Annotated in this window: 11 protein-coding genes; 4 read left to right on the top strand and 7 right to left on the bottom strand. The window is 57.2% G+C overall.

The window, feature by feature from the left end:
* Positions 1-2: 2 nt before the first annotated feature.
* The 3 genes from GH663_RS07220 to GH663_RS07210 all read right to left on the bottom strand — a co-directional run bounded on the left by GH663_RS07220 (position 3) and on the right by GH663_RS07210 (position 3,343).
* Positions 3-719, bottom strand: a complete 717-nt coding sequence (locus GH663_RS07220; protein ID WP_211371085.1) for a C39 family peptidase — start codon at positions 717-719, stop codon at positions 3-5.
* Positions 716-1,096 (bottom strand): hypothetical protein, encoded by a 381-nt coding sequence (locus GH663_RS07215; RefSeq protein ID WP_153130976.1) that lies wholly within the window; start codon positions 1,094-1,096, stop codon positions 716-718. Before GH663_RS07215 ends, GH663_RS07220 begins: the two co-directional genes overlap by 4 nt.
* 63 nt (positions 1,097-1,159) lie before the next feature.
* Positions 1,160-3,343: a hypothetical protein gene (locus GH663_RS07210; RefSeq protein WP_153130975.1), complete on the bottom strand. Its 2,184-nt coding sequence runs from the start codon at positions 3,341-3,343 to the stop codon at positions 1,160-1,162.
* Positions 3,344-3,904: 561 nt separating this feature from the next.
* Here GH663_RS07210 and GH663_RS07205 point away from each other — a divergent pair.
* The 3 genes from GH663_RS07205 (at position 3,905) to GH663_RS07195 (ending at position 9,480) form a co-directional block, all read left to right on the top strand.
* On the top strand, positions 3,905-7,306 hold the full coding sequence (locus GH663_RS07205; RefSeq protein WP_153130974.1) for a chemotaxis protein CheB: 3,402 nt from the start codon (positions 3,905-3,907) through the stop codon (positions 7,304-7,306).
* Complete coding sequence (locus GH663_RS07200; protein ID WP_153130973.1) at positions 7,260-7,904, top strand: response regulator; 645 nt, start codon at positions 7,260-7,262, stop codon at positions 7,902-7,904. The genes GH663_RS07205 and GH663_RS07200 overlap by 47 nt, the downstream gene beginning before the upstream one ends.
* Before the next feature lie 163 nt (positions 7,905-8,067).
* Positions 8,068-9,480 carry a sensor domain-containing diguanylate cyclase gene (locus GH663_RS07195; RefSeq protein ID WP_153130972.1) on the top strand — a complete coding sequence of 471 codons (1,413 nt, stop codon included), beginning with the start codon at positions 8,068-8,070 and terminating at the stop codon, positions 9,478-9,480.
* A gap of 43 nt (positions 9,481-9,523) precedes the next feature.
* Here GH663_RS07195 and rtcA read toward each other — a convergent pair whose 3' ends face one another.
* The 4 genes from rtcA to GH663_RS07175 all read right to left on the bottom strand — a co-directional run bounded on the left by rtcA (position 9,524) and on the right by GH663_RS07175 (position 12,431).
* Positions 9,524-10,654 carry an RNA 3'-terminal phosphate cyclase gene (rtcA, locus tag GH663_RS07190; RefSeq protein WP_170291361.1) on the bottom strand — a complete coding sequence of 377 codons (1,131 nt, stop codon included), beginning with the start codon at positions 10,652-10,654 and terminating at the stop codon, positions 9,524-9,526.
* Between the two features lie 34 nt (positions 10,655-10,688).
* On the bottom strand, positions 10,689-11,210 hold the full coding sequence (locus tag GH663_RS07185) for an Hsp20/alpha crystallin family protein (protein WP_153130970.1): 522 nt from the start codon (positions 11,208-11,210) through the stop codon (positions 10,689-10,691).
* A gap of 30 nt (positions 11,211-11,240) precedes the next feature.
* Entirely contained in the window at positions 11,241-11,534 is a 294-nt protein-coding gene (locus GH663_RS07180; RefSeq protein WP_153130969.1) for a hypothetical protein, read from the bottom strand.
* Positions 11,535-11,747: 213 nt separating this feature from the next.
* Entirely contained in the window at positions 11,748-12,431 is a 684-nt protein-coding gene (locus GH663_RS07175) for a protein-L-isoaspartate(D-aspartate) O-methyltransferase (RefSeq protein WP_153130968.1), read from the bottom strand.
* A 485-nt stretch (positions 12,432-12,916) separates the two neighbouring features.
* Between GH663_RS07175 and GH663_RS07170 the strand changes: the two genes are divergently transcribed.
* Positions 12,917-13,420: an Hsp20/alpha crystallin family protein gene (locus GH663_RS07170; protein ID WP_153130967.1), complete on the top strand. Its 504-nt coding sequence runs from the start codon at positions 12,917-12,919 to the stop codon at positions 13,418-13,420.
* The last annotated feature ends 9 nt before the right edge of the window (positions 13,421-13,429 follow it).

Below are 13,429 nucleotides of genomic sequence, written 5' to 3'. Positions count from 1 at the left end.
CTCTAAAAATCGTTAGGACCGCGTTTAGGCAGCATGGACTCCGCCGCCCCACGATACACGCCATCGGCAATCGGCCCCCTCGGGCTGACTCGCCAGTCTGCATCGGCGTTGAACTTGGCCAATTCTGTCTTATTGCGAATCACGAACAGAATCCGGTTGACCCACATCTCCTTAAATTGGCTCTGCGGCATGGCACGGGTTCCTGATGATGGATCGCCAATCAGGATGCGCCCTTCGCGCAAGCCTTTAACCACGACGAAGTGGAAATAGCCATTTTCCTTGACCAGAGCAATGGCCGGAATACCTGCCACCTGCAGTTGCTCGACATCGGCAACAAAACCGTCAGCCTGAAAGCCGCGCGCATCGAGATAGGCCTTCATGTCGAGTAAGGAGAAACCTTCCTTGCGAATCTTCGCCTGGTCACCCCGCTCGTACATTTCCTTAAAAACATCCTGCTCGCTGATCGAATAGGAATAATGATGCGTCAGCAACGTCGCCAGGGCGGCCGAGCCGCAACTGAAGTCATACTTCTGCCGGAGCGTATTGATGAAGCGAACGTCCCTCATGCTGTTTACCGGGACGGAGAAGGCGCCTCCGGACTGAATCGGCATTTCGATCCGTGCCCCCCTCTCCGCTGCCAAGACATTGCCTGCAACGACACATGGCAGCAAAAAAAGGAGAAGTGAAGAAAAGACTTTCATCGCCTGGGAAAAGCTCATTTGACCTGAACATTGACGATGGTGGAGTTCTGGATCAGTACATTGTTACCCGAGTTTTGAATCACCGTCGCCAAACCACTGCTCCCGGCAAAGGAACCCTCGCTGACCAGATTGCTGCCGGTCTTCAGGTTATAGGCCTGGTTATCGCGGACCAAACCTTCAAGCGCATTCTCGTTATTGACCTTCTCGGCACCACCGCGAAGACTCGCCAATTCCTCTCCGTTGATCGCCTCACCACCCAATTGGAGCATACCCGCTGGTGGCGCAGGCGTGACTACCATCGACTCATCGGTTGGCACCTCTGCATAGGCCGAAACAGAAGCAAAGCAAACCAGCAACGAGCCAGCCATCAAGCGCCAATAATTTATATTTGTCATGACAGTGCTCTCCGGTATGAATGAAAAACCCGGAGGCCGATTGGCCCCCGGGTATTCGTTCACTTACTTGCCGACGTTCAAGTTGGCTTGAACATTGACTGCCTGCTGTACCAGCGAGGACATGCCGCTGTTCATGCTGTTCACGATGATGCCGGCACCATTGGTGAAGCTGCCGCTGATGGTGTTGGACATGTTGAAGGTTCCGGCATCAACATGCACCGTCCCGCCGTTGCCACCGGCACCGCCCGTTGCGCCGTTACCGACTCCACCGACGCCACCTTCACCGAGGCCACCTTGACCACCCTGGCCACTCTGGGCACCAACCGCCCCGCCGGCACCTTGAGCCGAACCGCCCGTTGCGCTGCCGTTCGAGGCCATGGTCGAAGAGCCGCCATTAGTGGCAGAACCATTGCTGGCCGCACCGCCGGCACCACCGGCACCGCCGGTGTTGCTTGCTACACCACCCGAACCACCAGTCGCCGTTCCACCGTTACCGGTCGCATTGGCCGTGCTGGTTGCTGCACCGCCAGTAGAGTTGGCCGTACCGCCAGTCCCGGCACCGCCAGTCGAGCTAGCCGAGCCGGTTGCCGCACCGCTGGAAGCACTAGCTTGACCCGTCGTCGCGGCGCCACCGCTGGCGGTCGCCGTTCCGGTCCCTGCGCCAGCCGTTGCGCTAGCCGTTCCGGTCCCGGCACCGCCCGTCGAGCTTGCCATCCCGGTACCGGCGCCAGCCGTCGAGCTGGCCGAGCCCGTTGCTGCGCCGCCAGTATTGGTCGCCGTTTGCGCATTGGCACCGGTCGACGAAGTGCCACCGGCAGCCCCGGTTGCAGCACCAGAAGTCGTCGTTCCGCTGGTATTGCTTGCCCAACCGCCAGCTCCGCCCGGAGCGGCCGGATCAGCTGCTGCAGCACCACCAGCACCACCCCACGCCTTATTCGTCGAGGTGGCTGAGCCAGCCGCGGTCTTGCTATTGGCATCAGCACTGCCGGTACCTGTCTTCTGACCAGAACTGGAGGTGCCACCCATCGCCATGTCGGAGGCCTTGGCCGAACCGCCTTTGGAAATATCGTAGGACTCTGCCGAGCCGCCCTTGGTCATGTCAACCGCCTTGGCCGAGCCGCCTTTGGAAATATCGTAGGACTCTGCCGAGCCGCCTTTGGCGACGGAAGTATTGTCGGCCGAGCCAGTCTTGGCCGAATCCATAGACATGGCCGAACCGCCCTTGGCATTGGCATTGGCGTCAGAAGCACTCGTCTTCTGGGCAGTCATGTTGGTCGCGTCACCGCCATATGCCTTGGCATCGCCGCCGCCGGTAGCTCTGGCATTCCGTGCATTGCCGCCGTCACCGCCATTGCCGGCCGTGGCGCTGCCATTCGTGGCGCTGCCATTTCTGGCATTGCCGGCCGTGGCGCTACCGTTGGAGGCATCAGCAGAACCGCCTGCGCCACCGTTGCCGCCGTTGCCGCCGTTACCGCTGTTGCCACCATTGCCACCCGTACCACCGGTACCGTCACCACCGTAGCCCTTACCGCCGGCACCGCCGGCTGCACCATTGGCATTACCGGAGTTACTGGCGCTATTGCCGAGCCCGAAAATTCTGTTGCCGCTGACCGTTCCGCTCAAGTCAACTTTGGCAATCGCCTTGCTCGTGTTGAAGGCATTGTTGAAGTTGGAGGTCGCAGACGCGCCGTTATTGGCCGCAGTGCCATAGTCCTTGGCCCTGGCGTCGCCCTTGTTGTTGCTGTTGGTGTTGGTCTCGGTATCCGTCTCGGTCTTGGTCGTCGTGATGGTCTTGGTATCGGTGTCGTTCTTGGTCGTTGTAATGGTCTTGGTGTTGTTGCTGTCCTTGGTCAGGGTCTTGGTATTGTTGCTGTCCTCGGTCTTGGTGTTGGTGCTGCTATCGGTAAAGTTCTTGCTGTTGTTATCGGTTGAGGTCTTGGTATAGGTCTTGCTGTTGTTATCGGTCGAGGTCTTACTATTGTTGCTGTTGTCGGTTGCGGTCGAATATTCGTTTGCCTGAACATTCTCCTTGCCGGTCTGCTTGGAGGTGGCCGTTGCCGTCTGCTGGAAGGCGGCGCCAGAGTTTTCCTGGTTGGCATTCGGCTGCAGAGCACTTTCGGTTGGTGGGGTCGCGACCACCGGGGGATTATTGATATTTACCGTACCTGCGTTATTGGTAGGATTCGCCAAGGCAGTCGTCGAACCAAAGGCCAGTGCGATTGCCGTCGCCATGAGTGTCTTGTTCATGAGAATTCTCCTGTTCGAGGTTAGACGCTGCCCTATGCCGCGCCCTCCGCAACTCCCTACGCAACGGCTGTGCCAGACCAAAAATAAATACCTAACAAACTGATTATTAATGAATTTAAAGAAATACACAGCTATCAGAGCAGTCCCTTAAAAAGCCCCATCTGTAACGCCGGCGAAACAGCCCCCTTAGTCGCGACAGGTTCAAGATCCCTGTATTCAGCCTGACAACGAATCAAACAGAGGCCCCACGGGGCAAAGGCGTACGGTGTACCAAAACTGAAACAGCGAAGCGGTGTGCCCTTCCCAGATATCGTCAGGCTTAGGCCTACCGGGTGCCCCCGACAGCCATTCAATATTGCAAGCAGGCGGTATCTAATCGAGAATGGGGTTCTGCTCTTTCAGGGAAAACCAAGCCGCAGGCATCAATAGATACCCGCTCTCGGGTAATGATTGCTTGGTAAGGTTTTGCTACCCTGATCCGATAATCAGCTAATTAGAATTTACCGATCAGAAGCTGGCGTGCCTGACAGGCGTTGCTGACCGATTGGAAGGGATACTGGTTTGGCAAAAATCACATCAAGGCTGGATGAGCGGCAAAGAGACACTGAGGATCCGCAGCCGGAATCAGCCGACTCAGGTAACAAACCCCTTTCGGAAATTGGCCTTCTGGAGCAGTCGACCGCAGGATTCTGCATTGCCGGCATTGGTGCGTCAGCTGGTGGCTTGGAGGCGGTCTGCGAATTTTTCGAGGCAATGCCCACTGACAGCAATATCGCCTTCGTGGTCATTCAGCATCTCTACCCAACGCAAAAGAGCCTGGCAGCGGAGATCATCGGCAAGCACACGACGATCAGAACAGTGGCTGCGGAAGATGGCATGCGCCTCGAACCCAACTGCATCTACACGATCCCGCCCAATTGCTACCCATCGATTTCCGATGGACAACTCTGTCTCACCCCACCACCCGACCACAAGGGCCCACGCCTCCCCATCGACCACTTCTTTGCCTCGCTGGGCAATGACCAGCACGAACGTGCGATCGGGATCATCCTTTCCGGTAGCGGAAGCGATGGCTCGCTTGGCTTGAAAAGTATCGAGGCAAATGGTGGCCTCATTCTCGCCCAGACACCGGGCAGCGCGCAGTTCGACAGCATGCCGCGCAGCGCCATTGCTACCGGGCTGGTCAATTTCGTACTGCCGGTTGTCCAGATGCCGAATGCACTTGTCCGCTATTCGCGCCACGAATATGCCGCCGAGCCTCAGAACAGTCTGGAGAATGAGCAAGAGCAGGTGGGTATCGACAAGATACTCGACATGATCCAAAGCCGTAGCGGCTACAACTTCGTCGGCTACAAACGCAACACCTTGATACGGCGAATCTGGCGCCGCATGGGACTGGCCTCGATACACAGCCTTATCGAGTACGCCGCGCTGCTGGCGACTCACCCGGCAGAAGCAGATGCCTTGTTCAAGGATATGCTGATTGGGGTTACCGAATTCTTTCGCGACCCCGAAGCATGGCAAATACTCAAAGACGAGGCCATTGCCCCTCTGGTGGCCAGCAAGAAACCAGGCGAAACGATCCGGGTCTGGGTTCCCGGCTGCTCAACCGGCGAAGAAGCCTATACGATCGCCATCCTGATCCTTGAGCAACTGCGCGAAACCGGAAAGAACTGCCCTCTGGCTGTCTTTGCCACAGACGCCAATGAAGCTGCCCTGCAACTTGGACGAAACGCCAGCTACCCTTTGGGTGTGGCTACCCAGATAAGTAGCGAATACATGCAACGCTACTTTGTCGAAAGCACTGACAGCTATCACTTCCAGGTCGCCAAACCACTGCGCGAAGTCATCATTTTCGGCGCCCAGAACGTGATGAGCGACCCACCCTTTTCCCGCGTAGACATCATCTGTTGTCGCAACATGCTGATCTATTTCGAAGCCGAGATTCAGCAAAAAATTTTCTCGCTGTTCAATTTTGCGTTGCAGCCAAATGGCTACCTTTTTCTCGGCAGCGCGGAAACCATCGGCAAGCTATCAAACATCTTCACGCCCATCTCAAAGAAGTGGCGCATCTATCGTCATACCGGAACCTACCGTCCGGCCGATCTTCAACTGCCGATCCACAATGCCAGCAAGCCAATAGTGCCGCTTGAATTTCCGCAGCATGGAGAAGCGGCGAATGCTTCGCCGCCCGCTCCTCAACTGGCCAGCCTTTGCCAGCAGATGATGCTGGATTTTTTCTCGCCGGCGGCAGTACTTACCAACCCGAACTTTGAAATCCTGTATTTCTCCGGCCCGACAGAAAACTATCTGCAAATGCCGCGCGGAATTCCAACCAACGACCTGCTTGCCCAGGCACGCGAAGGTCTGCGCTCGCATTTGCGCGTCGCACTGCGTCGGGCCATTTCGAGCGGTAGTGCGGTTTTTATCGATGATGCCCGGGTCAAACGCCGAAACACCTACCACCCGGTTCGCTTCAGCATCCTTCCCGCCACAGGCAGCCACAATGGAGAAGCACTGTTCATGGTGGTGTTTGAGGACATCACAGTGGCCGAGAGTAAGGACGGCGAGAGTCCGCAGCTTCGCCAACTTGAAGAAGAATTGCGTGCCACCAAGGATGACTTGCAGAACTCCATCGAGCGGCTGGAGACCTCGAATGAGGAGTTGAAAGTCTCCAATGAGGAAATCGTTTCGATCAACGAAGAACTGCAATCGATCAATGAGGAACTGGAGAGTTCAAAGGAAGAACTGCAATCGCTGAACGAAGAGCTGGTCACGGTGAACCAGCAACTTCAAGCCAAAGTTCAGGAGCTGGAAGGCAGCAATACCGATATGCGTAACTTGCTCGACAGTTGTGAAATTGCCACGATCTGCCTTGATCGAGAGCACAACATTCGCTGGTTCACCCCCAACATGAAAGGGATCGGCAACATGATTGCCGGCGACATCGGCCGCCCGATCAGCGATTTTTCGACGGCAGGCCTGGGAGCGAATCTGGTTGAAGACGCCGACATCGCCCTCCAGACTTTGAGCTTGAAGCAGCGCGAGCTAATCTCGCAGGACAATCACTGGTATCTGCGCCGCATTGTCCCCTATCGCACCGACAATCATCACATCAATGGCGTCGTTATTACCTACACGGACATTACCGAAGCCAAGCAGTCTGCCCAGGCCGCTGCCAGCGCCTTAAGGGCCATGGCCAACTCGCTGGAGGAGCGCGTGCGCGAACGTACAGCGCAACTGCGCACCCTGACCGCCGAATTGACCTTGACCGAAGAACGCGAGCGGCGCTTGCTGGCGCGCGATCTGCACGACGATCTCGGCCAGGTACTTGCCATCGTCAAGATCAAGCTCTCGTCAGTCGAAGGCTCAGAGCGGCGTGGCGCGCTCAAGGCTTCGTTGAAAGATATCGAACAACTGGTCGACCAGGCCAATCGCTCGGTCCGCTCCCTGATGCTGCAATTGAGTCCGCCGATTCTGCAAACACTCGGACTGGTTCCGGCGCTGGAATGGCTGGCTGAGGAAATGGAGCGCCTTTACGGCCTGGCCGTCCATATCGATCACTATGGTGAACTGCCGGCTCTCCACGAACCGGCCCGAACCACCATCTTCCGGGCAATTCGCGAATTGCTGATCAATGTCGCCAAGCACGCCAATACGAATGTGGCCCAGGTCTTTTGCCACCCGACCGACGATGGTCGTATTTCAGTATCGGTCACCGACCAGGGACAAGGCTTCAACTACCAGGAGGCCATGAACAAACCATCCGGTGACAGCGGTTTCGGGCTGATGAGCGTTAGGGAGCGCATCGAATTCATTGGTGGAGAAATGACAGTGGATACCATGCCGGGATACGGAACAACAATATCGATTGTCTTCCCGGAAAAACACGAACGCGAACATGAGGGGGTAAAAAATGGCAATTCGAGTGATGCTGGCGGACGATCACAAAATACTCCGTGAGGCGTTGAAAGGGATTCTGGAGCGCGAGCACGACTTCGCGCTGGTCGGCGAGGCAAATGATGGAGCGGAAGCGATAGAACTTGCCCGCAAGTTGCGTCCGGACATTATCCTGATGGATATTGGCATGCCGGTCATGGGTGGCATCGAAGCTGCCCGCGAGCTTATTGCCGAGCAGCCGGAGATCAAAATCATTGCGCTGTCGACCTATTCCGACCGCCGCATCGTGCTGCAAATGCTCGATGCCGGCGCGCGCGGCTACATCGTCAAGTCAGCCGGGCGCGACGAGTTGCTGCGCGGCATTCGTGCCGTTGCCCTCGGCCGCACCTATCTCTGTCCCGACGCATCGGCAGTCCTGGTCGATAGTGTGCGAGCAAAGAATCCAACGGAACCCTATTCCAGCGAACGGCTTGGCAAACGCGAACGCGAAGTCCTGCAACTGCTGGCCGAGGGCCATACCTCGCCGGAAATCGGCAAGCGTCTGCATATTGCGACCAGCACGGTCGAAGTCCATCGCCGCAATATCATGCGTAAACTCGAATTGCACAGCATTGCCGAACTGACCAAATATGCAATACGTAACGGCCTGACCTCTTCCTGAATCCTGCCCATCCGGACGCCCCCCGAATTACAAGTATCCGCGTAACGGAAATATGGGCTTGCGGGTATTTCGGCTACCCATTGCCGGCGATAAAGTTGCTCCATAGAAGAGATTCGTCCCGGCAGAACTCCGCGGAGTCTTTGCCTGAATCGGGAGCCCGAAAATGGATGCACATTACGACGCCACCGCCTTTTCGATGGCGATGGAGCAGTTGCCGCCACAGCCGGAAGGCAACCCTGTCTCGAAAGTACGGGCCATCGAGGGTCCGATGGCGGTTCTCGACAAATACGGCATTATCAGTTTCAGCACGCCGGCAATGGGTCAGATGTTCAAGTGCAGCCAGCGCGAACTGGAGGGGCGCGATGTCGCCTCGCTGATCCCGGGCCTGCCCCTGAAAACGCTGACCCCGGGCTACAACCTGGCATTCGCCGATTTCTGGGGAAACAGAGGTGAACTGCTCAAATTCAAGGGCCATTCGCCGAACGGCGAACGTATTCCCCTGGCAGTTTCACTGAACAAACTGAGTATCGACAACACTCCGCTCATCTTGCTCCAACTGCTTCCGGGCAGCGAACAGTCCATCCCGAACGGCGAATTTGAACGCCTGATCGAGAGTGCCCAAAATAAAACGGATGTCGTGATGATTACCGACACCACAGGAATCATCCAGGCCGTCAATGATGCCTTCGAACAGGCCACCGGTTATAGCAAGGACGAAGCCGTTGGCCAGCCGGCCAGCCTGATGAAATCCGGACTGCACACCCCGGAGTTTTACAGCAGGATGTGGCACACGCTATTGGCTGGCAATGAGTTCCAGGCCGTATTCGTCAATCGGCGAAAAAATGGCGAGATTTTTCATGAAGACAAGAACATTCGGCCCTTTATCGACAAATCCGGGCAGATCACCCATTTTGTCTCGACCAGCCACTGTCTCAGCGAATCGCTGCGAACCACCCTGCTACGCCTTCACCACGAGGCCTATCACGATGCTCTGACTGGTTTGCCGAATCGCCATCTGTTGGAGGATCGGCTCAAACAGGCATTCTCCCGTGCCTCGCGCCGGGGTGAAAACTTCTCCCTGGTTTACCTGGACCTCGACAGCTTCAAGGAAATCAACGACACCTACGGTCATGCCGTCGGCGACGAGGTGCTACGGACCACTGCCACCCAACTCAAGGCCTGCGTTCGCGACGAAGACACTGTGGCGCGCCTGGGGGGCGATGAATTTGCCTTGATCCTGCTCGACATCCATCGTCGCGAAGACATCGAGAACGTTCTCAAAAAGATAGTGCAATCGCTTGAGCAGGGCATCCATCTCGGACACAAGCGAATACCCATTCTCGCCAGCCTTGGCGCCAATATCTTCCCTGAGGATGGGACAGATAGCGAAAGCCTGATGATGCGGGCCGATTTCGCGATGTACAAGGCAAAAGCGAACGGTGGCCATGGCTTCCACTTTTTCCACAAGGAAGAATTCGAGGGGAGCGCAGCCAAACAACGGCTGGCTGCGCTGTTGACCGCAGGCAAACGCTTGAACAGCGCTTATTGCACTAACGAGCAGGCAACCCGGCATTAATCGATAAAAGCCATTCTGGTTGCCGGGGGCAGGAAAAGGCTGCTTAGATGCCGAGTGCGCTGCCCTGAAATACGCGATCGAAAGGAATCTGTGGCATGCCGACGAAGCCGAGATCGGTTTTGGGGGCAAACGTTTGCGGAGCGCCGTTTCCCCGCACCAGCATTTTCCCGGGCTTGCCCTGCTGAGCATCGATACTGATCGTCGCCGGCAAAAACTCATTGATCAAATCAGCGGTGAGCAGTATCTGCTCGTTGACGCAGGAAGTCGTCAGCGCCGATTCGCCACTGGCAAAGCTCAGGGGCAGCAGCAACTGACTGGCCAGGTGCGAGTCGAGTGCCCCCTCCTCGCAATGCAGATGACTGATCAGGGAATCAGCCGCCTTGTTGGCCACGGCATCGGGCGGATGCCCCAATTCACCCGGTGTGAAAAAGGACTGCTTGCTATGCTCGAACTCGGCCAGCAGGACGATGAATGCGCCAGGCAGAGGCGCCGACACGGCACCTGAGGTGATCTCGATGGGGACGTTCAAGCCCTGCAGACGCGATATCAACTGCAGGCGCTGGCGCGCCGCCACGGCCGGATCGAGGCAGGCAACCAGCGAACAGCCCGAGATACGCAACAAGCGGCCACGCTCGACAAGATGCAAGGGCTCGATGGCGCCAACCGGCTGGATGGACACCTGCATGACGCCGCCGCCTTTCGGCGCAAACCCGGCTCTTTCCAGCGCAATCTGCGCGCGATAGCCCGCCTGGCGGAGCAAGGGCAGCCATTGCCAGTCGATATTCTCGAAGGCTGGACTACGAGGGGCGTGGGTCACGCCGACCAGCCGCAGGCGCGTTGGCAGGGGTGAAAAACTGAGCGGCAGCAACAGGCTTTGCAACAGTAGGGTCAGTGAACCGGGGGTGTCGATATCGATGACCGGCTCATGCGACAAGGCCCGTCGCGGCTCGAAAGACAAGCTCTGTGCGCCGAGCACCGCGCCATCGACTGCCGCCCCGCTGATGCGGGCCAGCACGTCGATCAAACGCAGGTGCTGCAATTTCAATCCCGGACTGGTGCGCCTGGCACGAATATGCGTCAGGCGCACCGCCTGCCCGGTCAGGACCGACAAAGTCAGGGCGCCACGCAGCAGCAAGCCGCCACCGGTCCCCCTTGCTGCATCTATCCTGATCACAATGTCTGGCTCCGCCTGTCGCTTGGTCGAGCGGCTATTTGACCTCGACGGTTCGACGCTGGGCACTTTCCTCCTTGGGCAGGATGACTTCAAGGATTCCATCCTTGAGATTGGCACCGATTTTCGAGCTTTCCACACCGGCGGGAATGGACAGACTCCGCGAGAAATTCCCTTGGGCGATTTCGCTGCGGAAAAAATCCTTTTTCTGCTCCTTGACCTCGCGGCTGACCTTGCCCTTGATCACCAGCGTGCTATCGCTGACCGAGACTTCAAGATCCTTCTTTTCGACGCCAGGAAGCTCGACCCGAATCAGGATGTCCTTATCACGGTCGATGACATCCATTTGCGGCACGCGAACGTTTTGCAGCATTTCATCGAAGGCCCCCCACATCGGCCAGTTCCAGGCAGTCGGTGCCAGCCAGCCACGAGGCATCAGTCGGTCGAACAGGCGTTCCACCTCTTCAACCGGACTGAACATGGACAACGGGCGAGATTCGGCGACCTCGGTCCGAGGCTTGGCGACAACTGCGACATCTTGCTTGGTTTCATTGGCCATGACATTTCTCCTGAAAGTTACGTTACGGGGTTATTTCGGCCCCCGCATGATCTGCAATAACAATATGAGGAACTCCATGCGCTGATCCGCCTGTTCGCAATTGCCTGACGTCTGCCCCTTTTCGCCAGCCGACGATTTTCCGCTCGAGGCCAGACTCGATTCCTGCATCTCCCGATCGCGTTTTACCCGCGTATCACGCGAGACCTTCGAATAGCAGGAGGTCTGGGAATCCGTTTTTTTATCGATGTCTTGGGCGGAAGAAGCCTCGGCGACCATCAATGCCGAAAATACCCAAGCAGTGCACGAGAAAAAGGAATGCCGCATGATGCCTCCTCTGATCTGTAAAACGCCTAAGCCAGAAAGGCAAGATCGAGCAATTAGCGATGCCTCGATCGCAATCTATCGCCTCAAGCCGGTGCTCGATATACGGGCGGATGTGTATTTTGAGTACCTGTCACAAGGTAAATCCCCAGCCGACCATTCGCCGACCGCGCAGAAAATTAATTTAAATCAGTCTCTTATCGAAATGCGTAATGACTATATCGATGAGCACTGCGCCGTCCCGATCAAGGGAACGAAACGGACCGGCAAGACGCTGCGTTGCTCAAGCCGTCCGCGCTCGTCTTTCTTGAGCAGGCGTAGCTCCTGACCGGAATAGCGGTCGCCGACCGGCATCACCAGGCGGCCCCCGGGCTTGAGTTGTTCGATCAGGGCCTGCGGTATCTGCGGCGCGGCGGCGGTGACGAGCACGGCATCGTAAGGCGCGTGTTCGGGCCAGCCGAAGCAGCCGTTGCCGGCCTGCACTTTCACGTTGGCGTAACCCAGTCGCTGCAGGCGCTCACGGGCTGTCGTGGCAAGCGCCTCGATGATTTCCAGCGAGTAGACCTGCTTGACCAGCGAGGCCAGCACCGCCGCCTGATAGCCGGAGCCCGTCCCGACTTCGAGAACCTCGTCGTCAGCGCAGGGCTGAATCAGGTCAGTCATCAAGGCCACGACATAGGGTTGGGAGATGGTCTGGGCATGCCCGATCGGCAGGGGTGAATTGCAGTAGGCGCCGGACTGCCAGTCCTCCGGAACAAACGCATGGCGCGGCACCTGGCGTATCGCCTCGATGACCCGCTCGGCGAGCTTGGCACGACCGGTGTAGTCCGATGTGGCGCACACCTCGTCGCGAATTTCGTCGAGCAGGCGCTCGACATTCCATTCGCCAGCGTTCTTCATTGCCCAGTTACCTAGACAGATCTCAAAGCCGCATTCGCCACTGCAATTTCGGCGGGAATGAATGAATTCGCCATGGCACCTCCGAAAAACTGACGTTGTGCAGAACAGGGCCTGCCGCGCCATTGCTCGCCAACGGACAACAACTCTGCGCCTGGACATATGACAAAAAAACCATAATGGAATCAAGCGATTTATCGCAAATCACGCAAAATTACGCAGAAGCCGTTAAGCAAAATACCGCGCCTCAAGTATTCAGCGCCAAGCCCTCGAAACTAGAATTTTGATGCTGGGTATCGTGCGAGCAAGGTAGCCGTTGTCGCACTGCGCCCAAGCGAAAAAATGCAATAAGCAAGAACGCATTGCCTACCCTCTGGTCAGAAAAGCAGCAGGCTTGGCAATCAGTCGCGAACCATCCAGCAACACCCGCCACGGACTTGGGAAAGCAACAAACCCTGTCCGCCTGGCACTCATTGGGGAGTTCCATCATGTTGGACAATTTGAAGGAAACGGGAAAAAGCATCGGCCAGGAAATCAGCCGTGCCTGGGATCTGCTTTCGGATGGCTGGCGTGAGATATTCAACCGGAGCAGCAATGCCCTCACCCATTTCGCCGGGGGCAAAGAGGTCACTCAGCCGACTGGCAGCACTGCCCAGACCTTCCCGCGCTGGAGCCTGCTGGCTGGTGAAGTCGAGGAAAACGGCGACGAACTCATCGTTCGCCTGGAAGTGCCGGGCATGGACAAGGAAAACTGCCAGGTCCGGATCGAAGGCAATCGGCTGATCCTCAGTGGTGAAAAACAACTGGAACGGAGCAGCGAAACCAGTTGCTACCATGTCATGGAACGAGCCTATGGTGCCTTCCAGCGCATCATTCCGCTGCCCGGCTCGGTGATCGAGGACAAGGCCGAAGCCAGCTATAAAAATGGCGTGCTGACTGTCCGCCTGTCCAAGCGCGGGCCGGAAGCAAGCATGTCGATCCCCGTTTCCTAGCCGGCCGCT

This window comes from Dechloromonas hortensis (assembly GCF_009469765.1).
In the GTDB taxonomy this organism is placed as follows: Bacteria; Pseudomonadota; Gammaproteobacteria; order Burkholderiales; family Rhodocyclaceae; genus Azonexus; species Azonexus hortensis.
The sequence above is the reverse complement of the archived record's forward strand: the minus strand, read 5'-3'. Positions and strand labels throughout refer to the sequence as shown.

Bases quoted from the DNA above. Each gene is read 5' to 3' on its own strand.
- GH663_RS07180 (WP_153130969.1), bottom strand. From the start codon at position 11,534: ATGCGGCATTCCTTTTTCTCGTGCACTGCTTGGGTATTTTCGGCATTG.
- GH663_RS07175 (WP_153130968.1), bottom strand. From the start codon at position 12,431: ATGAAGAACGCTGGCGAATGGAATGTCGAGCGCCTGCTCGACGAAATT.
- GH663_RS07220 (WP_211371085.1), bottom strand. From the start codon at position 719: ATGAGCTTTTCCCAGGCGATGAAAGTCTTTTCTTCACTTCTCCTTTTT.
- GH663_RS07185 (WP_153130970.1), bottom strand. From the start codon at position 11,210: ATGGCCAATGAAACCAAGCAAGATGTCGCAGTTGTCGCCAAGCCTCGG.
- GH663_RS07210 (WP_153130975.1), bottom strand. From the start codon at position 3,343: ATGAACAAGACACTCATGGCGACGGCAATCGCACTGGCCTTTGGTTCG.
- GH663_RS07170 (WP_153130967.1), top strand. From the start codon at position 12,917: ATGTTGGACAATTTGAAGGAAACGGGAAAAAGCATCGGCCAGGAAATC.
- GH663_RS07215 (WP_153130976.1), bottom strand. From the start codon at position 1,096: ATGACAAATATAAATTATTGGCGCTTGATGGCTGGCTCGTTGCTGGTT.
- GH663_RS07200 (WP_153130973.1), top strand. From the start codon at position 7,260: ATGGCAATTCGAGTGATGCTGGCGGACGATCACAAAATACTCCGTGAG.
- GH663_RS07195 (WP_153130972.1), top strand. From the start codon at position 8,068: ATGGATGCACATTACGACGCCACCGCCTTTTCGATGGCGATGGAGCAG.